Here is a 20,080-nt window from a genome sequence, read left to right as displayed (position 1 = left end):
TTCGTAACCAATTGTGAAGACTGTGCTCATTTTCGCCTTGTCGTGTATTAGTCGCTCGTGTTCAGCACGCGCACATTGCGAAAGAGCGCCGGCGGGCTGCCATGCGAGACCGGCGCCACCTGTACCGGCTCGGCCTTGCCGCAGGTGAAGGTGCCGTCGAGATGATAGGCGCTCGCGTCGCATAGCCCTGCGAGAGAGTTCCAAAATTGCGTGGTTCGGCCCTGATAAGCGCCGTCGCGCAGCAGATCGCCGAGCTTGCCGTTCTTGATCTCATAGAACAGCTGTCCGCCGAACTGAAAGTTATCGCGCTGCTGATCGATGCTCCAGCTGCCCGCGCCGACGACGTAAATGCCGTTCTCGACATCGCTGATGAGATCGCTGAAGGAGCATTTCTGAGGGTTGGGCTTGAGCGAAATATTCGGCATGCGTTGAATGGGAAACGTCGTGGGGCTGTCCGCATAGGCGCAGCCGTTCGAATGCGACAGGCCGATGAGATGCGCCTGTCCAAGCGCCATCTGGAAATTCCTGAACACGCCCTTTTCGACGATGGCGAAGTCGGCGGCTTCCGCAGGGGCGCCGTCGTCGTCGTAACCGATCGTGGCGAGCGCGCCGGGTTGCGCGCGATCGGCGACGATTGTCATCAATTCGGAGCCGAACTGCAGTTCGTTGAGCATATGGGGTTTGACGAAGCTGGTTCCAGCGAAATTCGCCTCCCATCCAAGCGCGCGGTCGAGCTCGGTCGAATGGCCGACCGTCTCGTGAATGGTGAGCCACAGATTCGTCGGGTCGATCACAACGTCGCAATCGCCTGGCGTTACGGGTTTTGCATCAAGCTTCGCGCGCGCTTCCTCGCCGGCCTGCGCGGCCTCCTCGATCAGGCCGGCGCCGACGACATAGTCCCAGCCGGCGCCGCGCGCCGGCGCCAGGCAGTCGCGCGTCGCGAAACGGCCGCTGGCGCGGTCGATGGCGGTCGCCTGAAAGTTCGGCGCGACGCGCGTGCGCGTCTGATGAATGCGGCTGCCAAGACTATTGGCGAAGAATCGCTCCTCGCAGGTCGCCGAAAGCGAGGCTGAACAAAAATCCGCGCCGTGATCGCGCGCGCTGGCGATGATCGAAAGCAACAGGTCGGCCTTCTCGCCAGCGGACACTTCAAGGGGATCGATGCCCATCGGCATGATCCATTCGGCTTCATGCACGGGCAGACGCTCGAGCGCGATCGGCTGGAACTGTATCCGCTTCACCGCGCGGGCGTTCTCCAGCGCGCGCTCGACGCCATCGCGCAGGCTCTGCGGATCGAGCCGCCGCGCGCCGTAAAATCCCCAGCAGCCGTCGAGCAGCACGCGCATACCGAAGCCTTGCGAGGCGCGCTCGTCGAAATTCTCCAGGCGATCGTCCTTGGCGAAGGCGTATTCGCGGCGGGTTTCGCCGATCCTGACGTCGGCGTAGCTGGCGCCGTTTCGCCTCGCGGCGGTCAGCGCGATATCGGCGAGATCGTAGAGCAGCGCGCGGTCCAACGCGAAGGCGTTGCCCCCCCTGGGGCGTGAGGCTTCGCTCGTCGAAGGCGGGGCGGCAGGCGCCATTGGTCGCTCCAAAATTCCATCATATGGTGGTCGTTTCGGCGACGATTTGCAATCGCCGTGTTACGGTTGCGCTTCGCCGTTCCATCCGCATGCGGCGAGCGCCGCGCACATATGTTCAGGCGGCGCAGCGACAGCGTTCACGGGCGGCTTGCCGTCCTGCATCGGCACGCTCACCGCGCGCGCATGAAGATGCAGAGGGGCCGAGTCCTCGCGGCGACCTGAGCCATAGATCGGATCGCCGAGAATGGGCCACCCCATCGCCTGCGCATGCACGCGGATCTGATGCGTGCGGCCGGTGTGCGGCGTGAATTCGATGAATGTCAGCGCGTTGTCCGGACTTCCGCCAAGCACGCGCCAGGATGTTCTGGCGGGCAGACCCAGAGGGTCCGGACGCATCCACCAGCCGCGCGTCGCGTCGAGCCGCCCGAGCGGGAGGTCGATTTCGCCTTCTTGGCCCGTGGGCGCGCCTTCGACCACCGCCCAATAGGTCTTGCCGATGCGGCCGGATTTGAACAGCCTGCCGAGCCGCTCGAGAGCCTTACGGTGGCGCCCAAGAACGAGGCAGCCGGATGTGTCCTTGTCGAGTCGGTGGGCCAGCGCCGGCGGCCGGGGCAGGCCAAAGCGCAGCTGGTCGAAGCCGTCTTCAAGGCTTGCGCCGTCCTTCGGCCCGCGATGGACGGCGACGCCCGCGGGCTTGTCGATGATCAGCATCAGCCCGTCGCGGTGGAGCAGGCGAGAGAGGAGGTCCATCAGCGGCTTATAGCAGCGAGGTGGGCAAGACGGCGCTATTTCACGGCCGGCGCGGCCTTTCCGAGCGAAACCGCGCCGCCGATGAACTCTCCGTATTTATGAAAATATTCGTCAGTCAGATGCACCCCGTCGGCCGTGTAAGACCGCTCGTTTCCTTCGTAGCGATCGATGAAGGCGTCATATTCGAGAGTGTTGAGATCGGGATGGTCGCGCCACAGCGCGACACGATAGAGGTCATTCACCTGTCGCTCGCAGTCATCATAGAAACAGCTCAATATCGACCGCTTGAGGGCGCTGTAGAAATTCGGCGGCCTGAAATTCCGCTCGTTGACCCGCGGTATGGAGATGAGTTCGACGTCGTCGACGTCGGCAAAATATTCGACGAGCTTTTCTGTATATTCGACATAGGCCGATGCGCCGATGTGCTGAATCGCGTCGTTGACGCCGTTCATCAGGACGACCTTGTCGGGCTTCTTGTCCTCAAACATGCGGTAGAGTTTGTATTTGGGGAATTTCTCGCGCAGCTCGGCGTAGAGCAACCGTGAGTTGCGGCCGGCAAAACCGAGACTGCACGCCCGGACGCCGCGGCCTTCAAGTCTTTTTGAGACGGCGCGCGGCAGTTCGGGCAGGACCTTGCCGTCCGAGGCCCAGGACTCGCCGATGACAAGGATTCTGTAGTCGTCCCCGCCGCCGTTCACATTGGCGCAGTAGAGCGTCGGCTCATCCGACCGCTTCAGGCTGAGAAGCGTCAGCCCGCTGGCGACGGCCAGAACAAACGCCAGTTTGTGCGCCCCCGGGAACATGGCGAACCCATATCCCGGCGACTGGACTCAAGCAAATTTCTGGATGTGCTTGCTGCCGCGCGATCGATCCGATCACATGAGTCCATGTGATCGGGAAGCGCTCCAGGCGAATGCGGGCGCGGCGCTCGCCGGCGTCGCCGAGGGGATCGCGCCCGGAGCGTCCATAAGTCGGCCATGCACCCAGGCGGCGCGCAATCTATTGATCGGCCGATCGAATAGCCGCCAGATCAGGTAGGAGGCGACGAAGATGATGACGAGCGCCTCGGAGCAGAGCAGGGCGCGATCGAGATAGGAGCCTTCGCCCGTCTTCAGGGCGCCGAGCACCGACCAGTGCAGCAGATAGAAGATGTAGGAAAGCTCGCCCAGCATTCGGTCCTTGGCGCCGCTCGCCTGCTGCGTCGTATAGAGCGCCCAGGGCGTCATCATCACCGCGATGACGAGATTCATCTTGTCGCTGAAGGCGAGCAGCTCCGGCTTTTCGCCGAGCATCATGTCCTTGGCGAAGATCAGCGCGCAGAGGAACAGCGTCGCGAGCGTCGTGAACAATGCGCGATAGGCGAAGGCGCGATCGGGCTTCAAATCGTGGCTCGCCGCCGCGACGCCGATTCCAAAAAACAAAAGGAAAGGCGCGACCGTGGCGGAGCCGCCGAGCCACGGCGCGCCGGCCGAAACGACAAGGCAAATCAGCAAGAGAAAGATGTTTTTCGAAATGAGAAAAATGATCGCCGGCGCGATAAGATAGAATTGCAATTCCACATCCAGCGACCAGCCGGGAATGTTCGCCTGGAACGGCAGCGCGCTGTAGCCGAGGATCATGATGTTGGAGAAGAGCTGATGCATCAGCCCGCCGAAGGCGACGGGCGCGTCGCCGCGCCAGAGCAGCAGCGCCCAAGCGATCGCCGAGCAGAGAGCGAAAACCGGCGCGATGCGCCATACGCGCGAAACGAGATAGGTGAAATAAGCCGACGTCGTTTTCGAATAGGTGTTCTTCCACATCGCCGCGACCCAGTAGCCGCTGAGCACGAAGAAGACCAGCACGGCTGACATGCCGAGGTTGAAACTGGTCGTGTGGTGGAGGAAGACCGCAAAGGCTAAAGTTAGCCGCAGGGCGCCAGGCGACGCGAATGTGTCTGGTCTCATCGCCATCGCTGCTCCACGGCTGGCAGGAGATGTCCTTTAAATGCGCGACATTGATCTTAATCTTGATCAGCGCGTGGAATGCTGTGGCATGAGGTCGCGACGAGGGGCTTATGGCGCGACATGGCGTCGCGATTGCAGCGCTTGCGCGGCGGTTGGCGCCTGGTTCGTCGCTTTGCGTGTGTCGGCTTAGAGTGGTCGGCGAATGTGGTCCAAAACACGCCGACATGCGCTCCTAGCCAGCGGTCCGGCGACTTGAAACTTTGCTGTACGAGGAACAATGGCGATCATATCTCCGACCCCGAAGCTGCGCGTCACAATCGAATTCGGCGTCGCGCGCCTCTACATCGAAAATCCCGCCAAGCGGAACGCGTTCGACTTTGAGATGTGGCGCGCGCTGCCGTCGCTGCTGCGCGCCGTCGACGCGGCGGAGGACGCGCGCGTCCTCGTCATCAGCGGCGCGCCGGGTCTGCCGTTCTGTTCCGGCGCCGACATCAGCGAATTCTCCAACCTGCGCGCGACGAGCGAAGGCGGACGGACGTATGAACACGCCAATGTCGAGGCGTTCGACGCGATTTCGAATCTTTCCAAGCCGACGATCGCGGCCGTGTCGGGCTTCTGCATGGGCGGCGGATTCGGAATCGCCGCGGCCTGCGACCTGCGCATCGCCGATGGGCAAGCGACGTTCGCGATTCCGGCGGCGAAGCTCGGCGTCGGCTATCCGCCCTCGGCGATGGCCTATGTCGTCGCCGCCGTCGGCCCGCAACTGGCGTTCGATCTCTTTTACACGGCGCGCCGCCTGACCGCTGATGAAGCCAAGGAGCGCGGCTTCGTCAGCCGCCTCTTCGCCAGTGAGAGTTTCGAAGGCGCGGTGCATGCGCTGGCCGAAACCATCGCCGCTGGCGCGCCGCTGACCTTGCGCGCCGCCAAGGCGGCGATCCGCGCCGCCGCGCGCCTGCCCGGCGCGTCGTCGCATGAGCAGTGCGAAGCGCTGACGAGCGCCTGCTTCGACAGCGCGGACTATATGGAGGGGCGCGCCGCGTTCCTCGAGAAGCGCGAGCCGCGTTTCTCGGGGCGGTGACATCCATCCATATCAACACGGCAGAGAGCTTTTTCAGCATCGTGAAGCGCGGCATCATTGGCAACTACGATCACGTTTCGGAAGAGCACCTTCACCGCGACATGCTCGAATTCGATTACCGTTACAACACGCTCTCTCGCGACTTTGACCGCATGGCCGGAAGCATTCTCGGCATTGTTGGGAAGGGACTCACGTATCGGCGGGCGGGTGAATCAAGGCCGCAATAAGCAAGCGGCCTACGCCTTCATTCGCTGGCGCAAGAAGATCGCCCTTGGGAGCGCGTCTTTCCCTTGTGGACGCCCCCTGCTCGCGGGCCGTTCTTTCTTGCTCACGCCCACGGTAGCGGCTGCCTTATGTTCCGGGCCGCTATTGACCGCAGCGTCAACAGCGCGCTCAAATCTGGACTAGGCAGATTCCTTCGACTCGGCATCAGGCATGAAACTTCCAAGCTCATTTGAGGAAGCAGCGCAATTCATTCGCCGTGTAGACGAACCGTATCATGACTTCTGGATGGAGCTCGGGCAGTTTATTCACGCATTCGCGGATGCAGAAGAACAACTAATACAACTGCTTATCAAGACGTCTAAACTTGGACGGGCGCGAGGCGGACTAATATTTAGCGAATATAGACAGGAAGCAGCGAGAGATGCAATAAATAAACTGCTCCAGTCGAGCGACAAAATTGAACAAAGGCAGCGCCTTGAAAGCCCATTTTCTCAATTTGCTGCGATAGCTACGGTTAGAAACAACATTGTTCACTGGGGCGTGCGTCTCGACAAAGGCTACAAATTCCGCGTTTCTAATGAAACACGCAAGCCGTCAAGGCCAAAGAAATTTTTTATAGACCCGCTAGATTTAAGCAACATGACTTGGGACTTGGGCGGCATCTCAATCATGTTTCGCGTTGAGCGCGGGGCGAAATTGGAGGTGGATAACTCTGATCAGATTTACCAAGCAATCTTGCGCGAACCATGGCGATATAGACCGCCTCAGCCTTCTCTTCAGCAGAAAACCCCAAGTCAGGGTCAGACAAAATCTCAGCACCACTTTCGCGCATCTCGCGAGTCACGAGATAAATGTGCGACCGATTAGCTTCCTCTAAAGAAGTTCGTGTGCAATCTCGCGCATCATCACCTGTCGGCGCTCGCCTCCACGTCGAGGCTTTCCAGAATTTCGCCGGGCTTTCGCGCCAATACGTCGATCGCGTTGACGCCCTTTGGCGCGGCAAAGCGCAGATGCAGGCGTTTCGGCTTCTCAATATAGGCCGAGACCGCGTCGGCGATGCGCTTGGCGTTTGCCCCTGCGCCGCCGAGCGCCGTAATCGCCGTCGCGGCGGCCTTGGCGTAATCGGTGCGCGCCTTGTCGACGGATGTTTTCTGCTCTTTGGCTTCAAGCGCGAGCACGCGATCGACGAGACCGTCGCCTTCGAGGGTCAGATCGATCGATTTGATCGACGTCGTGAGCATGGCGGCGCGGGAAATGAGCGGCGAAGACGAGAACGCCGCGCTCGACACATTGCCGAAGAGCGCCGACAGATGCGCGACGCCCATGTCTTTGGCGTTGACCGCGACAGGCTCCAGCGCCGCTTCGGACGTTTTCTCGCGCCACTCTCCGGCGGCGAGTCCGGAGAGCGCGAGTTCGCGATAGCCGAGCGCGAGGAAATGCGCCGTCGTCTGGGTTTCGCCGCGCGCCGAAAGATCGACGACGAAATTGTCGACGCGGCCGGAGAATTTTGTCGGCGTCGATGCAAGAAAATTGTCGAATGTCGCGCTGGCGTTCTCGACGCTGAATTTCATTCGCGACGTTTCTTCGGTTTTGGAGTCGGGCAGATCGGCGGCGACGCCGCGCACCTCTATGCGCGCGAGCTTGGGATAGGCGGCGCCCTCTAAAACCGGCGCCAGTTGCACTTCGTTCAGCGCAAATCGCTTGACCGACAGATGGCCGCCGTCCGACGCGGCGAGCGAGAAATCGTCGAAAAACATTTCGCCGGCGCCGGCGCCCGCGACTTTGCGCAGGCCGGCGCGCGCGATCTTCGCCGTGAACGGCTTCCCGGCGGGTTCGCCCTTGCCGGCGGCGACGACGTCGTCGACCTCGATCGCCGCCGCTTCGAAGGATTGCAGCGCGTCGAGGACATCGCGCATCAGCGCGGGATCGTTTTCCGGTTTCGCCGGATCGAGCTTCTCGAATCTTTCAATGAGTTTGACGGCGGGAGTCCGCAGCGCGCGGCCGCGCACGCCCTCAATCTTCAGGCGGCCCGTCGTCAGAACGAGATTGGCGCTTGCGTCTTCGAGGCGCGACGATTCGACGATTTCCTCCTCGACCAACGGCTTCAGCGGCGCATTGGCCTCGCCGCGCGTGGAGAGCGCCAGACGCGCGAGTTCGGCAAGATCAACCCCCTTGGCGACAGAGGCGCCCCAGGAAACGCGCTGAACCCCGCCCTTCGCTGACTCGATCGTTTCCTCGCCGCCGTCGCCGCGCACGATCGCCGCGCGTCCCGAAACGACATCCTCGAAAAGCAGCTTGCGATACGCGGCGCGTTCAATGTTCGACTCATTGCGGCTTTCGCTCGACATCGCCCGCACGGCGATTCGCCGCGCCGAAATGCGCGCAAGACGCGCCGCGACATTTCCGTCGCCGCTCAAAAACAGCGCGGCCAACTCCATCGCCGGCAGACTCGCGCCTTCGATTTCGATGTGCGGGATACGATAGGTCGTCGCCCCGAGCGTGATGACGAGATTGTCGAGCGTCAGCGGCTTTTCGCCGGCGCCCGGCGAAGGCGCGGCGAAACTCATGAGCGAAAGCGACGTCATGACGCCGACAGCGAGGAATTTGCGCATCAGGAAACCTTGGGAAGACGAACGGAGAGAGCTTGCACGCCGCGCCTTTCGGGGTAAAGAGGCGCGTAGTTTCGTCGCAGCCGGCGTTTAGCGAGGGGCGGCGCGTGGCGGCGCGGCGGCGCCGTGATAGAGAGGCCGCATGCGTCGACTCCTGCTCCTGCGCCATGGCAAGGCCGATCGGCATTCGGCCGGCGGCGACCGCCAACGTCCGCTCACCCGTCGAGGGATGGAGGATGCACGGCGCATGGGCGAGTATCTGCGAGACGCCAGCATTGTGCCGGGCCTCGCCGTCGCCTCCGATGCGCGTCGCGCCAAACAGACGCTCGACCAGGTGCTCGACGCTTTTCCAGGCCATGTCACGCATCTGATCGAGAATACGATTTATCTTGCGACCGTCGACCATCTGGTCGAAATTTTGCGGCAGACGCCTGACAAGGTCGCGACGCTGCTCGCCGTCGGTCACAATCCCGGCTTTGCCGAACTCGCCTCATGGCTCGCCGGCTCGGGCGAGGCCGATGACTTGGCGCTGATGCGCTCTAAATTCCCAACGGCGGCGCTGGCGATGCTCGACTTTGAGAGCGATCATTGGGGGGACGTCGGCAGGGGCGGGGCGCGACTTGCGCGCTTCGTCACGCCGGGCATTCTACGGGGCGAGGCGACGGAAGACCCCGACTAGAGCGCGCTGCGAAAAAGTGGGAACCGGTTTTTCGCGTTGAGCGCGCTCTAAACTTTTGGAATCGATCACGTTATCTGCATTTGGACGATTCCGCCCAAATGCAGCGTGATCTAGCGCAGTCGCAAACCCGCAAAGAGCGGCCATGCTGATCGAAGCGCTCCTGACGATGCTGGCCGTAGCTGCGCCGCACAAGGCGCCGGCGGCGCTCGTCGCGCCCTCGTCGATATTCGCCGCGACGCCGAGCCCCGCCTATCAGCCTCAAACGCGCGCCGTGGACAATTGGCGCTTCGAAAGCGCCCTGGCGCTGGAGATGGCGCCTGTCGCCGCGATCCGCCGGGCGTTCGGCGCGGAGGCCGGCGAGCCGGCGCGCTGCGTCAAGCTTAACAATTACTGGTGCATCAAGAGCGCGGGCTGGAGCGGCGAGATCGCCGCCGACGCCGACGGCCATGTCGCCTTCGCATCGGCGGAGGAGGGAGCCGCCGTCGCCGCGCTGCTGCTGCGCCGATATTACGTCGACTATGGGCGGCGCACCGCGCGCGCCATCGTCGAGCGCTGGGCGCCGGCGCAATGTTCGCTCGTCGTCATGCCCACCGCGCCTCGGCGGCCGGCGGCCGCTCCCGGGTTGCCGGCGTCGCGCGGCGGCATGGCGCGCATGCCGCCGCAGCGCGTCGCGCCCATGGGGATTGCGCCGCGCGGCATTCAGAACACGCTTCGCGCGCGCTGGCTGGCGGCTCATGGGCGCGGCGGGGTCAATCTGAAGACGGCGCGGCGACCGCTCGCAAAACCCGTCGACCTGATGCCGGCGCCCTCGATCATGGCGGGCGTCTCCGAGCTTCCGGCGCGGCGGGAAAAGCTCGCCGAGCTGATCCAACCATCGCCCCAGACGAGTGTCGTCGACCTGCCGCCGTCGCCCGCGCCTCGGCCGCCGCCGTTTGGCGTTTCGAATTGCTCGGGGGAGCTGGCGCGGATCGCCACTTACGCGGCCAATATGGCCCAGGGCGTCGTCGGCGGCGCCAACGAGGATTTGGCGCTGTTCACCGCCGCCGGCCTGCCGACCGAAAACCTGGCCAAGGTGATGGCGAATATGGCGGCGGTCGAGATCGGGCCGGCGCGGCCGCGCGATGCGCTGATCCGGATCGCCGTCGCACAACTGCGCCAGATGCTAGAGGCGCCCGCAAAGTCGGGAGGCGATGCTGCGCCGGCTCCCCCGGCGCAGGCGCCGCCGCCGCCGGCGCATGCGGGGCCATGACGCGCCAAGGGCTTCCAGATCACATGGACTCATGTGATCGATAAGGATTCGCTCAATATGAAATGTTGGAGCAGGTTCTCATCGAAAAAGTCTGTCAACTTTTTCGGAAAGCTGCTCTACGAGCGCGCCATCAGCTCCAGCGCGAGCCCATAGACTTTCGTGCGGGCGGGTTCGGGTAGGGTTTTCAGCACTTCAAAATAGGCCTGCCCGGCGCCGCACATGCGCGCGTCTTCGAGCGGCGGCGTGGGCATTTTGCCGTCGAGCAGCGCGTCGATCTCGACCTTGCTCAGACCCCGCGCGGCGAGCGCCGTCTCCAACAGGCGAAAGTCCGCCTCCGTCGGCGCGGTCCTATCGATCTTTTTGGCTTGTCCGCTGACGATCGCCTCGAGTCCCGCAAGCGCCATGTCCGAGACGATCTGGCGGCGGGAGGCGGCGAATCGCTGGAAGTCGAGATTGGTCGCGCCGTAGAGGAAGGCGACGCACATGCGCTTGTCCTCCCGCGCCACCGCCTGCAGCACTTCCAGCTGCTTTTCGAAGACGCGGGCGATCGGCTCTGGCTCGGCCTTCGCCGCGAGGGCGCCGCGCGAGGTTCGGATGCGGCGGACCGCCTCGGAAAGATAATAGTCGACGCTCTGCTCTTCTTTCGTCTGCGCGAGGCGGGTGGCGAAATCATTGATCGCCGCTTCGTAATCGGCCGTGAAGGTCTCGCGGAGCCGGGCGAAGTAGCGCGCATAATCCGGCGTCGAGGCGATCAGCGCCTCGATCTGTTGCCGCGCGCTTCCCTTGTCGACTTGCCCATTGGCGGGCGCGGCGATCCCCGATCCCGCATCGGCCATGCGCGGCGCGGGGTTAAGGGCCAGCCAGGTCAGGCCGATGCCGGCTCCGACCGCGACCAGCGCCGCAGCCAACAGCGCCAGAATTTTCTCCAGATACATCGCCGGCCTTTGCGTCTCTGACGGAAAGCGCGAAGCTTAAAGCATCGCGCAGGTGGGCGGAAGCGCGGCCGCGCTCATGCGCGGTTCAACAGGCGATGAAGCCGCGCGGTCTCGGCGCGATGGGCGACGAGCAGGCTGATATGCCGGTTGAGATCATAGCTCCAATGACCGCGCCGGGCGCGTTCGCCGCGCATCGCGCGCTCGATTTCCTTGAGCGCGGCGCGCGCCGCATCGGGCGATTCGCTGGCGATCGTGTCAGGCGACAGGCGATGGAAACGCGCCAGCGCGCGCGTGCGATCATAGGCGTTGAGACCCGCGACGAGGGCGGCGTCGAGCGCCGCGCCAGCTTCTGTGGCGAAGCGGGCGGGGCGGTCGTCTTGCGGGGCGTGAACGGGCCTGAGCGTCATGGATCATCCTCCGTGACGCTCAGAATGCTTTCCCTCGAACGGATGAGGATAAGTATTTTGTCCTAATATTGTATTTGACATACCCACTCTCGTGAACTAGGCTGATTTTCGTAGGAGATTTGGCTATGTCGGTTTTGAACGCGCCACACTTTCACAACGAAGAAGCCGCCTATGCGTGGGTTGAGGCGCGAATTTGGGGAAAAAATCCTATTTGCCCTCATTGCGGCGGCGTTGAGCGCATCTCAAAGATGCAGGGCAAGAGCACTCGGATTGGCGCCTATAAGTGCTACCAGTGTCGGAAGCCGTTCACTGTGAAGGTCGGGACCATCTTCGAGTCCAGCCATGTTCCTATGCGGATTTGGTTGCAGGCTATCTTCCTGATGGCGTCTTCCAAGAAGGGCATTAGCTCCAATCAGCTTCACCGAACTCTTGGAGTGACCCTGAAAACCGCTTGGTTTATGAGCCACCGCATCCGAGAGGCGATGCGCGACGGCGGGCTTGCTCCGCTCGGCGGCAACGGCGGCATTGTCGAAGCTGATGAAACTTACCTGTGGAATACTGAGAAGCCGATTGCCCGCTCACGCGGCCGCATCCCGCAGCCCGTCAAAGGCGGCAAGATCGGCACCGCCGACAAGCGCGTGATCATTTCGCTTGTTGAGCGCGGCGGCTCGGTTCGCTCATTCCATGTTGAGAACGCTGACAAGCTCACCGTGAACAAGATCATCACCGAAAACCTAGATCGCGAAACTCGGCTCCATACCGATGAAAGCCGCATCTATGGTGACGCGACCAATCATGTGGTTTCTCGAGAGACCGTCAATCATTCGCGCGGCGAATATGCTCGCGGAGACGTTAACACCAACAGCGCCGAGGGCTATTTCAGCGTCTTTAAGCGCGGGATGCGCGGGACCTACCAATATTGCAAGGAAAAGCACCTACATCGGTATCTTGCCGAATTCGACTTCCGGCACAACAATCGAGTGAAGCTCGGCTGTAATGACGTTGAGAGGGCGGAACGCGCGCTTAGGGGCGTCGTCGGCAAGCGGCTCACCTATCAAACGACTCGTGCGCAGTGAGGCACAGTGGATAAGAAGCCCAAAGCTCGCGGCATCACGCGAAAAGAAAAACAGAAAATAGAAGACATGGAACAATCCTCGCGGTTCTTGAATACCGCGAGGGAATTGAAAGTTGATGAATCTGGAAATCTATTCGAAATTGCTATGAAGTTGATTATCGATAAAAGTAAATTAGCTAAGAAAAAGTGAATTATATGCTCTAGACTGAGCGACTCTTACATCAACCTCAATCACCAATCTTACTGATGCAACGTTAGCGCCTTGTCCGGTTAAGAGGGTTTGCGTATCAATCGACAGGCTTGAGATTAGAGCGTCATCCTCGACCAAGCAAAAAATAGGATCATTAATCGTTGTATCATCTTTTATAACCAGACACGGGTCGTTAGGCGCGCACAAAGCGTCCAGCAACGTTTTAATTCTGTTATCTATATCCCCGCCTTGATAGATTTTTCCGGGAGTCTCCTTCCTTAAAAATAAGATTTTAAGACCACAGTGAAGGGCAAGCGACGATCTTACTAAGGGGACAAACGATCTTCCTGCGCATACTATAGGTTCGATCAAATTGATTTCGTTAGGTTTCCGCTCGCGGGGCGTATCTTCAATTATATTATAACTGTGATGAGCGTCTGCTCGCCACGCGCCTGTTATAGGCCAAGTCGGATTCCTTTTAAGCTCAACAAGCGATGGATGGGTGTCCCACAATTCTCTTAGTTGAGGGTCAAAATGTTTTTTTACCTCCCACTTTTTTAGAGCCTTACGTGACCCGCCATTTCCCGTTGAGGGAAGATCACCGTCGAATGTGAGAGTGAATTTCATTATCGAAGGTCCGCAAGGTAGCCGCCCGAATCGGAAATGAGCATCGGTGAATTTCATTTTATTCCATTTCCTTGCGATTGGGTATGCCAACTACAATAGTTGGTATTTTGTCCTTGAATAGGATTATTTTCCAGCTTACGCTTGCGCGCCACCCAGCTGGAGACCTCGATGTTTCTCGATCCGACGCCTATTCCGGGGCTTAGCGCCGCCGCGGCCGCCGCCGCTCAGGGCGCGCCCTTCGCCGATCTTTTTTCCCCCCGCCGCTCCTGCGCCTCGGTCGCGAGGGCGCGTCAGCTCGCCGTCTATCTCCACCATGTCGCCCTCGGCGCCAGCGTTTCGGCCTGCGCCAAAGCTTTCGCGCGCGACCGCGCCACTGTCCGTCACGCCTGCGCGACGATCGAAGACTTGCGCGACGATCCGTTGTTCGACGCCGGCGCCCGCCGGCTCGAAACCGCGCTGGCCGCGCAGCGCGACATGATCTGCGGCCTTCTCACGCAAGGGAGCGCGCAATGAAGAAAAGATCGGGGACCCCAACAAGGGAGGAAACCGGCCGCGCCATGCGCCGGCTGCTGCAGGCGCTTGCCGAGCCTGGCGCGCGCGGCGCGCTCAGCCCGCTCGAAGCCTCGACGCTCGTCGTGCTCGCCGCGCGTAAAGGCGTCACCGTGGCGCGCGCGCGATTTGCGGCGGCCGCCTCCGACGCCGCGCTCGCCGAAGGACTCGCGCGATGGGAGCAGGACGGCGGCGAGCGTCGGCTGGCGCTCACCGACGCCGGCCGCGCTTATCTGCGCCGATTGTCTGCGCCCGACGTCGATCAGGCGGAGCCCTTTCGCGCCCAGCACGCATCCTATGCGCTGCGTCAGCTCGAGAAGGCCGCGCGTCCGACGCTCGTCAATGATGCGGAAAGTCCGCTCGCCTGGCTGGCGCGGCGAAAGGATCGCGAGGGGCGAACCTTTCTCGACGCCGCGCAGCTCGAAGCCGGCGAGCGCTTTCGCCGCGACATCGAGCGGGCGCAGCTCTTGCAACGCGTGACCGCGAATTGGGAGGCTTCGATCAACGCGGCGCGCCGCGGCGCCGACGCCGGCGCCGTCTCCGAGGTTGCGATTGATGCGCGCCGGCGACTCGCGCGCGCCGTCGATGCCGTCGGGCCGGAACTGGCGGGCCTGTTGACCGACGTCTGCGGCTATCTGAAAGGCATGGAGATTGTCGAAAGCGAACGCGGCTGGCCGCCGCGCTCGGCGAAAGTCGTGCTCAAAATCGCGCTCGATCGATTGGCGCGCCATTACGGCCTCGCGGTCGAAGCGCGCGGCCGCGACCGCGCGGAGGCGCTGCTGCATTGGGGCGCCGAGGATTATCGCCCGAGAGTGTAAGGCTTACCCTCCCCTTGAGGGGGAGGGTCGAAGCGCGCAGCGCTTCGGGGCGGGGTGACAAACGCGAAGCGCCGAAGAAAGACGATGCGAGCAGAGCGTTGGGTGGGGGTTCACCCCACCCCGGACTGCTTCGCAGTCCGACCCTCCCCCTCAAGGGGAGGGTGGGTCGCGCCGCTTCGCGGGAGAGGGGAGCCTTCAAAAACTCGCGCCCCGCCAGATGAGTTCGTCGACGACGGCGGCGTTCGTGCTTGCTGTCATGTTCAATCGACGTTTGGAAGTGGATATTGGAGCAGCGGCAGCAATCGCGAATCCTCGACCGCGGCCGTCCGATGTCCGAGGCCGGCGAGATAGGCGTCGTGGCCGGCGAAGGCCATGAAGGCCTGCACGGAGCTCTGCTTCACGAGCGTCGCGCGGTCCCATCGCTCGCCCTCGGGGCCGATCAGGAAGGGGCCGCCTTCACCAAGGAAGAGGAGCGCTCCGCCGCTTTCGGTCAGATATGGGAGGGTATGGGCGATGTAGCGATCATAGGCCTCGGCGCCGCTGATCGGCCGCGCGGGCGCCAGTTCGGGGTTAGCGGCATAGTCCGCCACCTGGCGCAAGCGCAGCAGGTTGAGCATGACGACCTCGCCTTGAATGCCGCGCATAAAGAGCGCGCGCCCTGCCTTTTGAGTTGGTTCAAGGTAGGTCTGCATCGGTCCGCTCTCCCTGTTGCGGCGCGGCGAGTCCAGTGGTCATGAGGGTTTCGGCGTAGGATCGGATATCCGGCGGCCAAGCACGGCTATGTTCGGCGAACCGCTCACGATCCCCAGCGAACAAGGCGCGCGTCGCCTCCTCGAATCCCGCAAGGTCGCCGGCCATCGCCGAGATGAAGGCGTAGGTCGCGGCCTGCGCGGCGCGGACCTGGCTCCGGCCGCCGTCCATGCGCCGCGCCTCATCCACCAGCCTGCGCAACGCCTGCGACGCGCCGCCTGATTGCGAGGCCAGCCAATCCCAATGCCGGGGAAGCAATGTCACTTCCCGGGCGACAACGCCCAATTTCGGCCGGCCGCGGCCGCGCTCCGGCGTCCCATCGCTGACGTCAGGGCGGCGAGGCGTTCGCCTCGCGCGATCTTCCATGTTGGCGCGTTGCGCCAAGCGCGCCACGATTTCCGCTGTCTCGCCTCGCAGATCGAGGTCCACCACAGCGCCGGTCGCATCGTCAAAAGTGAGGAAGGAGCAATTGGGATTGGCGTCCATCGCCGCCTTTACAGCCCGCGCGACATCGATCAGCGGGCCAGCAGCTATTCGGCGCGTTCCCTGGAAAGCGGTGCAAGGCTTGGACAGAAATTCCGGCATGAAGGACTCTCTAATGCAGTCATATATTACCCGGGTAATTTTGCTTTTGTAAATATCATCCGGGTATAAATTGTGTGAGCGGCCTGGCCGTAGACAAATTGGAGGGTGAATCTTGAAGCCGGAGGATAGGAAGGCGGCCGTCGCCGCCTACAAGGAACGCAAGGCGGTCGCCGGCGTCTATGTCGTGCGCTGCGTGACGACCGGCCAGCAATGGGCGGGCAGCGCGCCGGATCTCGCCACGATCTGGAACCGCCTGTCGTTCACGCTTCGCCAGGGCGTCGACCCACATCGCTCACTGCAGACCGCCTGGCGAGAACATGGCGCCGCAAGCTTCACATTCGAGATCGTTGAACGGGTGGATGTCGAGAAGCTTGTCTATGGGCGTGAGCGCGCTCTGAGAGAACGACGGGACCATTGGCGCCAAACTTTGCACGCCGAGCCGATCTGAAGATGGCTGCTTTTTGTGGTCGAGCGCATTTGAGCTGAGCGCATCTGGCAGGAGACTTTGGCGCAGCCAAGCGTCGAAGTCTTCGTGTCCGATGCCGGCAACCGCATCGCGGCGACATGTATGCTCGTCAGCGCCGAATCTCCTGCGCCCCCTCCCTGTCCCTCCCCCGTTTCGCGGGAGAGGGGACCCTAACGAGCGGCGCCGCGCAGCCAGCGCGGCATTGATGCGTCGGCGCAACGTTGATGAAGCGCCGAGTCGGACTCCCTCTGCCGCGAAGCGGGGGAGGGTTGGGGGTGGGGGTCTACGCCGCCATCGCCTCGCGCGCTTCCCTCGGATGCGCTCAACCGTCGAGCGCGGATCGCGCCAGTGCAGCTACGCGAATACTATCTTCTTCGTCGCGCAATTAAAGCCTGCGCGCGACTGAGATTTCGCTGCGCTAATTCATGCTGGTAGGAAGCAGCTTCGGGCGTCCATTCCTCAAGCGCCTCGCGATAGGCGGCGACCGCATGTTGCAGCGTCTTTGTCCCGCTCTCGCGTTCACCGAGCGCCGCCAGCGCAAGTCCCAGATTGTTCTGCGTCATCGCCCAATCGAGCGGAACGCGGTCGCGCGTCCTTTCCATGAGCGCCTCCCGGAAGGCCGCTACGGCCTGTTCCAGAGTCGCTGTTCCGCTCTCGCGTTCGCCGAGCTTCGCTAGCGCACCCCCAAGATTATTCTGCGTCATCGCCCAATCGAGCGGAACGCGCTCGCGTGTCCTTTCCTTGAGCGCCTCGCGGAAGGCCGCTATGGCCTCTTGCAGAGCCGTCGTTCCCCTCTGGCGCTCCCCAAGCCGCGCCAACGCACTCCCCAGATTGTTCTGTGTCGTCGCCCAGTCGAGGGGAACGCGCTCGCGCGTTCTTTCCTTGAGCGCCTCGCGGAAAGCCGTCACCGCTTCTTGGAGCGTCGCCCAACCGCTCTCGCGCTCACCGAGCGTCGTTAGCGCACTCCCCAGATTGCTCTGTGTCGTCGCCCAATCGAGGGGAACACGCTCGCGCGTGCTTTCCGTGAGGACCGCGCGGAAAGCCGCCACCGCTTCTTGCAGCGTCGCCGTTCCGCTCTCGCGCCCCCCGAGCCGTATAAGCGCAAGGCCGAGATTGTTCTGAGTCCCAGCCCATTGGAGTGGAACCCGATCGCGCGTCCATTCCTTGAGCGCCTCACGGAAGGCCTCCGTGGCCCGTCTCAGCGTCGCTGGATCGCTTTCGCGTTCGCCTAGTCTAAAAAGCGCAAGGCCGAGATTGTTCTGGGTCATCGCCCAATCGAACGGAACCCGCTCGCGCGTCCTTTCGAGAAGCGCCTCTTTGAAAGCCGCCGCTGCCTGTCTCAGCGTCGCCGGATCGCTCTCGCGTTCGCCTAGTCTCGTAAGCACAAGGCCGAGATTGCTCTGCGTCGTCGCCCATTGGACCGGAACCCGCTCGCGCGTCGTTTCCTGGAGCGCCTCTCGCAAAGTCGACACGGCTAGTTGCAGGGTCGCCGTCCCACTCTCGCGTTCGCCGAGCCGCGCCAGCGCGACTGCAAGATCGTTCTGGGTCATCGCCCAGTCGAGCGGAACGCGCTCGCGTGTCCTTTCCTTGAGCGCCTCTCGCAAAGTCGCCACGGCCTGTTGCAAGGTCGCCGTCCCGCTCTCGCGCTCGCCGAGCCGCATAAGCGCAAAGCCGAGATTGTTCTGGGCCATCGCCCATCGGAGCGGATTCTGCGCGCGCGTGTATTCCTTGAGAGCGTCACGGTAAGCGGTGACGGCCTGTTGCAAGGCCGCCGTCCCGCTCTCGCGTTCCCCCAGCCGCAAAAGCGCAAAGCCGAGATTGTTCTGGGCCATCGCCCATCGGAGCGGATTCTGCGCGCGCGTGTATTCCTTGAGCGCCTCGCGGTAAGCGGCGACGGCCTGTTGCAGCGTCGCCGTCCCGCTCTCTCGCTCGCCGAGCGCACGAAGCGCATTGCCGAGGTTATTCTGGGCCATCGCCCAGTGATGCGGAACCCGCTCGCGCGTCCACTCCTTTAGCGCCTCGCGCAGGGCCGCCGCGGCCTGCTCCAGGGTTGTTCTACTGCTCTCCCGCGTCCCGAGCAGTTGAAGCGCGGCGCCGAGATTATTCTGCGTCGCCGCCCAATCTCGCGGAGATCGCGCGCGCGTCCTTTCTTTGAGCGCCTCTCGGTAGGCGGCGACCGCCTGTTGCAGCGTCGCCGTCCCGCTCTCCCGCTCCTCGCGCGCCCAAAGCGTATTGCCGAGATTGTTCTGAATACCCGCCCATTGGAGCGGAAACGTCCTGCGCGGGAGCAGGTCCAAAAGTTTTTTCCAGCGATCAATAGCGGCGTCAAACGCGGCTTTATCTCCAGATGCAATTCCTCGCTTGTAAAACGCCTCCGCTTCGCGCGCCAATAACTCGAAACGCTTGTTATCGGACGGCGACAAAGATCCACGCTTCGCGAAATGCTCCGCCGATTGCGCATTACGCATATGCGAAGTGCGTGGCGCAGCATCGGCTTTGATCGGGGTGAGACAGGCGAAGATCGCCCAGAGCGCGGCATGAACTGCTATCGTTTCCACGCCATCGAAAAAAATCCGACGGAAACATTTATCTTTGGCGTCGATCGCCGACTGAAATCCCATAAAATGCCCCAGCGATATCTTCTCTAATATTCGACAAGCGTAACATGAGCGGAGCCGTTGCGCGAGAGGCGCCGGCGGCGCGAGACGCGTTGCGCCAGCCCGTCATGGCCGGGGCTTGTCCCACGGGCTCTCCACGTGAAGACGGGCGCATTCGTGGATGCCCGGCTCAAGGCGGGCGTGACGCGGCAAGGTTTCGCAGCCCTACGCGTCGCTCATGTCGCGAAACGGCCGAACGATGACAGAACATAGTGCTGCTGGACTGGCGCCCCCTCCCTGTCCCTCCCCCGCTTCGCGGGAGAGGGGACGCTAATGAGCAGCGCAGCGCTATGGCGTCGGGATAGATACGCCAGCGCGGCATCGATGAAACGCCCGAGTCTCACTCCCTCTCCCGCGAAGCGGGGGAGGGCTGGGGAGGGGGGCTTACGCCGCCATCGCCTCTTTGGCTTCTTTCTTGATGCGCTCGACCATGGACCGCAGGCCGTTGGCGCGCTGCGGCGTCAGATGTTCGGAAAGGCCAAGCTCCTTGAAGAGCGGCGCAGCGTCGGTGTCGACGATCTCCTGCGCCGGCCGCCCCGAGTAGAGCGCGAGCACGAGCGCGACGAGGCCGCGCACGATATGCGCGTCGCTGTCGCCGCGAAACGAGAGCGCGGTCCGCCCCTCGGCGTCGCGCGTCGGCGTCGTTTCGAGCCACACCTGGCTGGCGCAGCCGCGCACCTTGTTCGCGTCCGTATAGGCGTCTTTCGGCAGCGGCTCGAGCGTGCGGCCAAGCTCGATGAGATAGCGGTAGCGATCCTCCCACTCATCGAGCAGTTCGAAATTGCCTATGATCTCGTCGATCTGCATTTGCTCCGCATCCTTCCGGCCAAGACGCATTCTACCTCATTTCGGCGCTAAGCCGCGCCCTTTCCTTGGCGAGGGCCACGCCTTACATTCCGCGCGACGAT

21 protein-coding genes are annotated in these 20,080 nt (G+C 62.7%); 10 read left to right on the top strand and 11 right to left on the bottom strand.

The features are described from left to right. Positions 1 to 47: 47 nt before the first annotated feature. The 4 genes from HUN39_RS05885 to HUN39_RS05870 form a co-directional block, all read right to left on the bottom strand. Positions 48 to 1,580 carry a TldD/PmbA family protein gene (locus HUN39_RS05885; RefSeq protein ID WP_175093543.1) on the bottom strand — a complete coding sequence of 511 codons (1,533 nt, stop codon included), beginning with the start codon at positions 1,578 to 1,580 and terminating at the stop codon, positions 48 to 50. A 60-nt stretch (positions 1,581 to 1,640) separates the two neighbouring features. Next, a complete protein-coding gene (locus HUN39_RS05880) occupies positions 1,641 to 2,330 on the bottom strand; it encodes an RluA family pseudouridine synthase (RefSeq protein WP_175093542.1) in 690 nt (229 codons plus the stop codon). A 35-nt stretch (positions 2,331 to 2,365) separates the two neighbouring features. Next, positions 2,366 to 3,133, bottom strand: coding sequence for an SGNH/GDSL hydrolase family protein (locus tag HUN39_RS05875; protein WP_175093541.1), 768 nt, complete (start codon positions 3,131 to 3,133; stop codon positions 2,366 to 2,368). 72 nt (positions 3,134 to 3,205) lie between these two features. Beyond that, positions 3,206 to 4,279 (bottom strand): acyltransferase family protein, encoded by a 1,074-nt coding sequence (locus tag HUN39_RS05870; protein ID WP_175093540.1) that lies wholly within the window; start codon positions 4,277 to 4,279, stop codon positions 3,206 to 3,208. A 271-nt stretch (positions 4,280 to 4,550) separates the two neighbouring features. Between HUN39_RS05870 and HUN39_RS05865 the strand changes: the two genes are divergently transcribed. From HUN39_RS05865 to HUN39_RS05855, 3 genes are all read left to right on the top strand, one after another. Then, positions 4,551 to 5,351, top strand: a complete 801-nt coding sequence (locus HUN39_RS05865) for an enoyl-CoA hydratase (RefSeq protein ID WP_175093539.1) — start codon at positions 4,551 to 4,553, stop codon at positions 5,349 to 5,351. Then, positions 5,348 to 5,578, top strand: a complete 231-nt coding sequence (locus HUN39_RS19620) for a transposase (RefSeq protein WP_175093538.1) — start codon at positions 5,348 to 5,350, stop codon at positions 5,576 to 5,578. The genes HUN39_RS05865 and HUN39_RS19620 overlap by 4 nt, the downstream gene beginning before the upstream one ends. A 208-nt stretch (positions 5,579 to 5,786) precedes the next feature. Then, positions 5,787 to 6,443 carry a hypothetical protein gene (locus HUN39_RS05855; RefSeq protein ID WP_175093537.1) on the top strand — a complete coding sequence of 219 codons (657 nt, stop codon included), beginning with the start codon at positions 5,787 to 5,789 and terminating at the stop codon, positions 6,441 to 6,443. 38 nt (positions 6,444 to 6,481) lie between these two features. On the opposite strand, the gene HUN39_RS05850 is transcribed toward HUN39_RS05855, so the two are convergent. After that, positions 6,482 to 8,188: a hypothetical protein gene (locus tag HUN39_RS05850; protein ID WP_175093536.1), complete on the bottom strand. Its 1,707-nt coding sequence runs from the start codon at positions 8,186 to 8,188 to the stop codon at positions 6,482 to 6,484. Positions 8,189 to 8,327: 139 nt separating this feature from the next. Here HUN39_RS05850 and HUN39_RS05845 point away from each other — a divergent pair, with 139 nt between their 5' ends. Next, a complete protein-coding gene (locus HUN39_RS05845; protein WP_175093535.1) occupies positions 8,328 to 8,864 on the top strand; it encodes a SixA phosphatase family protein in 537 nt (178 codons plus the stop codon). Positions 8,865 to 9,006: 142 nt separating this feature from the next. Further along, positions 9,007 to 10,113: a hypothetical protein gene (locus tag HUN39_RS05840; protein WP_175093534.1), complete on the top strand. Its 1,107-nt coding sequence runs from the start codon at positions 9,007 to 9,009 to the stop codon at positions 10,111 to 10,113. A gap of 116 nt (positions 10,114 to 10,229) precedes the next feature. Here HUN39_RS05840 and HUN39_RS05835 read toward each other — a convergent pair whose 3' ends face one another. Together HUN39_RS05835 and HUN39_RS05830 are read right to left on the bottom strand one after the other, a co-directional pair. Then, entirely contained in the window at positions 10,230 to 11,048 is an 819-nt protein-coding gene (locus HUN39_RS05835; RefSeq protein WP_175093533.1) for a hypothetical protein, read from the bottom strand. A 74-nt stretch (positions 11,049 to 11,122) separates the two neighbouring features. After that, positions 11,123 to 11,455 (bottom strand): DUF6477 family protein, encoded by a 333-nt coding sequence (locus HUN39_RS05830; protein WP_175093532.1) that lies wholly within the window; start codon positions 11,453 to 11,455, stop codon positions 11,123 to 11,125. A gap of 125 nt (positions 11,456 to 11,580) precedes the next feature. Here HUN39_RS05830 and HUN39_RS05825 point away from each other — a divergent pair, with 125 nt between their 5' ends. The 4 genes from HUN39_RS05825 (at position 11,581) to HUN39_RS05810 (ending at position 14,714) form a co-directional block, all read left to right on the top strand. Beyond that, positions 11,581 to 12,531 (top strand): IS1595 family transposase, encoded by a 951-nt coding sequence (locus HUN39_RS05825; RefSeq protein ID WP_175093531.1) that lies wholly within the window; start codon positions 11,581 to 11,583, stop codon positions 12,529 to 12,531. Between the two features lie 6 nt (positions 12,532 to 12,537). Continuing rightward, positions 12,538 to 12,720, top strand: coding sequence for a hypothetical protein (locus HUN39_RS05820; RefSeq protein ID WP_175093530.1), 183 nt, complete (start codon positions 12,538 to 12,540; stop codon positions 12,718 to 12,720). Positions 12,721 to 13,515: 795 nt separating this feature from the next. After that, positions 13,516 to 13,860 (top strand): helix-turn-helix domain-containing protein, encoded by a 345-nt coding sequence (locus HUN39_RS05815; RefSeq protein WP_175093529.1) that lies wholly within the window; start codon positions 13,516 to 13,518, stop codon positions 13,858 to 13,860. Further along, positions 13,857 to 14,714 (top strand): DUF6456 domain-containing protein, encoded by an 858-nt coding sequence (locus HUN39_RS05810; RefSeq protein WP_175093528.1) that lies wholly within the window; start codon positions 13,857 to 13,859, stop codon positions 14,712 to 14,714. Before HUN39_RS05815 ends, HUN39_RS05810 begins: the two co-directional genes overlap by 4 nt. 260 nt (positions 14,715 to 14,974) lie before the next feature. On the opposite strand, the gene HUN39_RS05805 is transcribed toward HUN39_RS05810, so the two are convergent. Both HUN39_RS05805 and HUN39_RS05800 read right to left on the bottom strand, forming a co-directional pair. After that, positions 14,975 to 15,406, bottom strand: coding sequence for a DUF1330 domain-containing protein (locus HUN39_RS05805; RefSeq protein WP_175093527.1), 432 nt, complete (start codon positions 15,404 to 15,406; stop codon positions 14,975 to 14,977). Further along, positions 15,390 to 16,049: a DUF2239 family protein gene (locus HUN39_RS05800; protein WP_175093526.1), complete on the bottom strand. Its 660-nt coding sequence runs from the start codon at positions 16,047 to 16,049 to the stop codon at positions 15,390 to 15,392. The genes HUN39_RS05805 and HUN39_RS05800 overlap by 17 nt, the downstream gene beginning before the upstream one ends. A gap of 112 nt (positions 16,050 to 16,161) precedes the next feature. Here HUN39_RS05800 and HUN39_RS05795 point away from each other — a divergent pair, with 112 nt between their 5' ends. Continuing rightward, positions 16,162 to 16,497: a GIY-YIG nuclease family protein gene (locus tag HUN39_RS05795; RefSeq protein ID WP_175093525.1), complete on the top strand. Its 336-nt coding sequence runs from the start codon at positions 16,162 to 16,164 to the stop codon at positions 16,495 to 16,497. A gap of 383 nt (positions 16,498 to 16,880) precedes the next feature. Here the strand turns inward: HUN39_RS05795 and HUN39_RS05790 are convergent, their stop codons facing one another. Together HUN39_RS05790 and HUN39_RS05785 are read right to left on the bottom strand one after the other, a co-directional pair. After that, positions 16,881 to 18,812 (bottom strand): tetratricopeptide repeat protein, encoded by a 1,932-nt coding sequence (locus tag HUN39_RS05790; protein WP_175093524.1) that lies wholly within the window; start codon positions 18,810 to 18,812, stop codon positions 16,881 to 16,883. Positions 18,813 to 19,556: 744 nt separating this feature from the next. Further along, positions 19,557 to 19,979 (bottom strand): SufE family protein, encoded by a 423-nt coding sequence (locus tag HUN39_RS05785; protein WP_175093733.1) that lies wholly within the window; start codon positions 19,977 to 19,979, stop codon positions 19,557 to 19,559. Positions 19,980 to 20,080 lie beyond the last annotated feature (101 nt).

Origin of the sequence: Methylocystis silviterrae (assembly GCF_013350005.1) — a bacterium.
Classification (GTDB): domain Bacteria; phylum Pseudomonadota; class Alphaproteobacteria; order Rhizobiales; family Beijerinckiaceae; genus Methylocystis; species Methylocystis silviterrae.
Note: the sequence above shows the minus strand (reverse complement) of the source record. Positions and strands in the feature narration are given on the sequence as shown.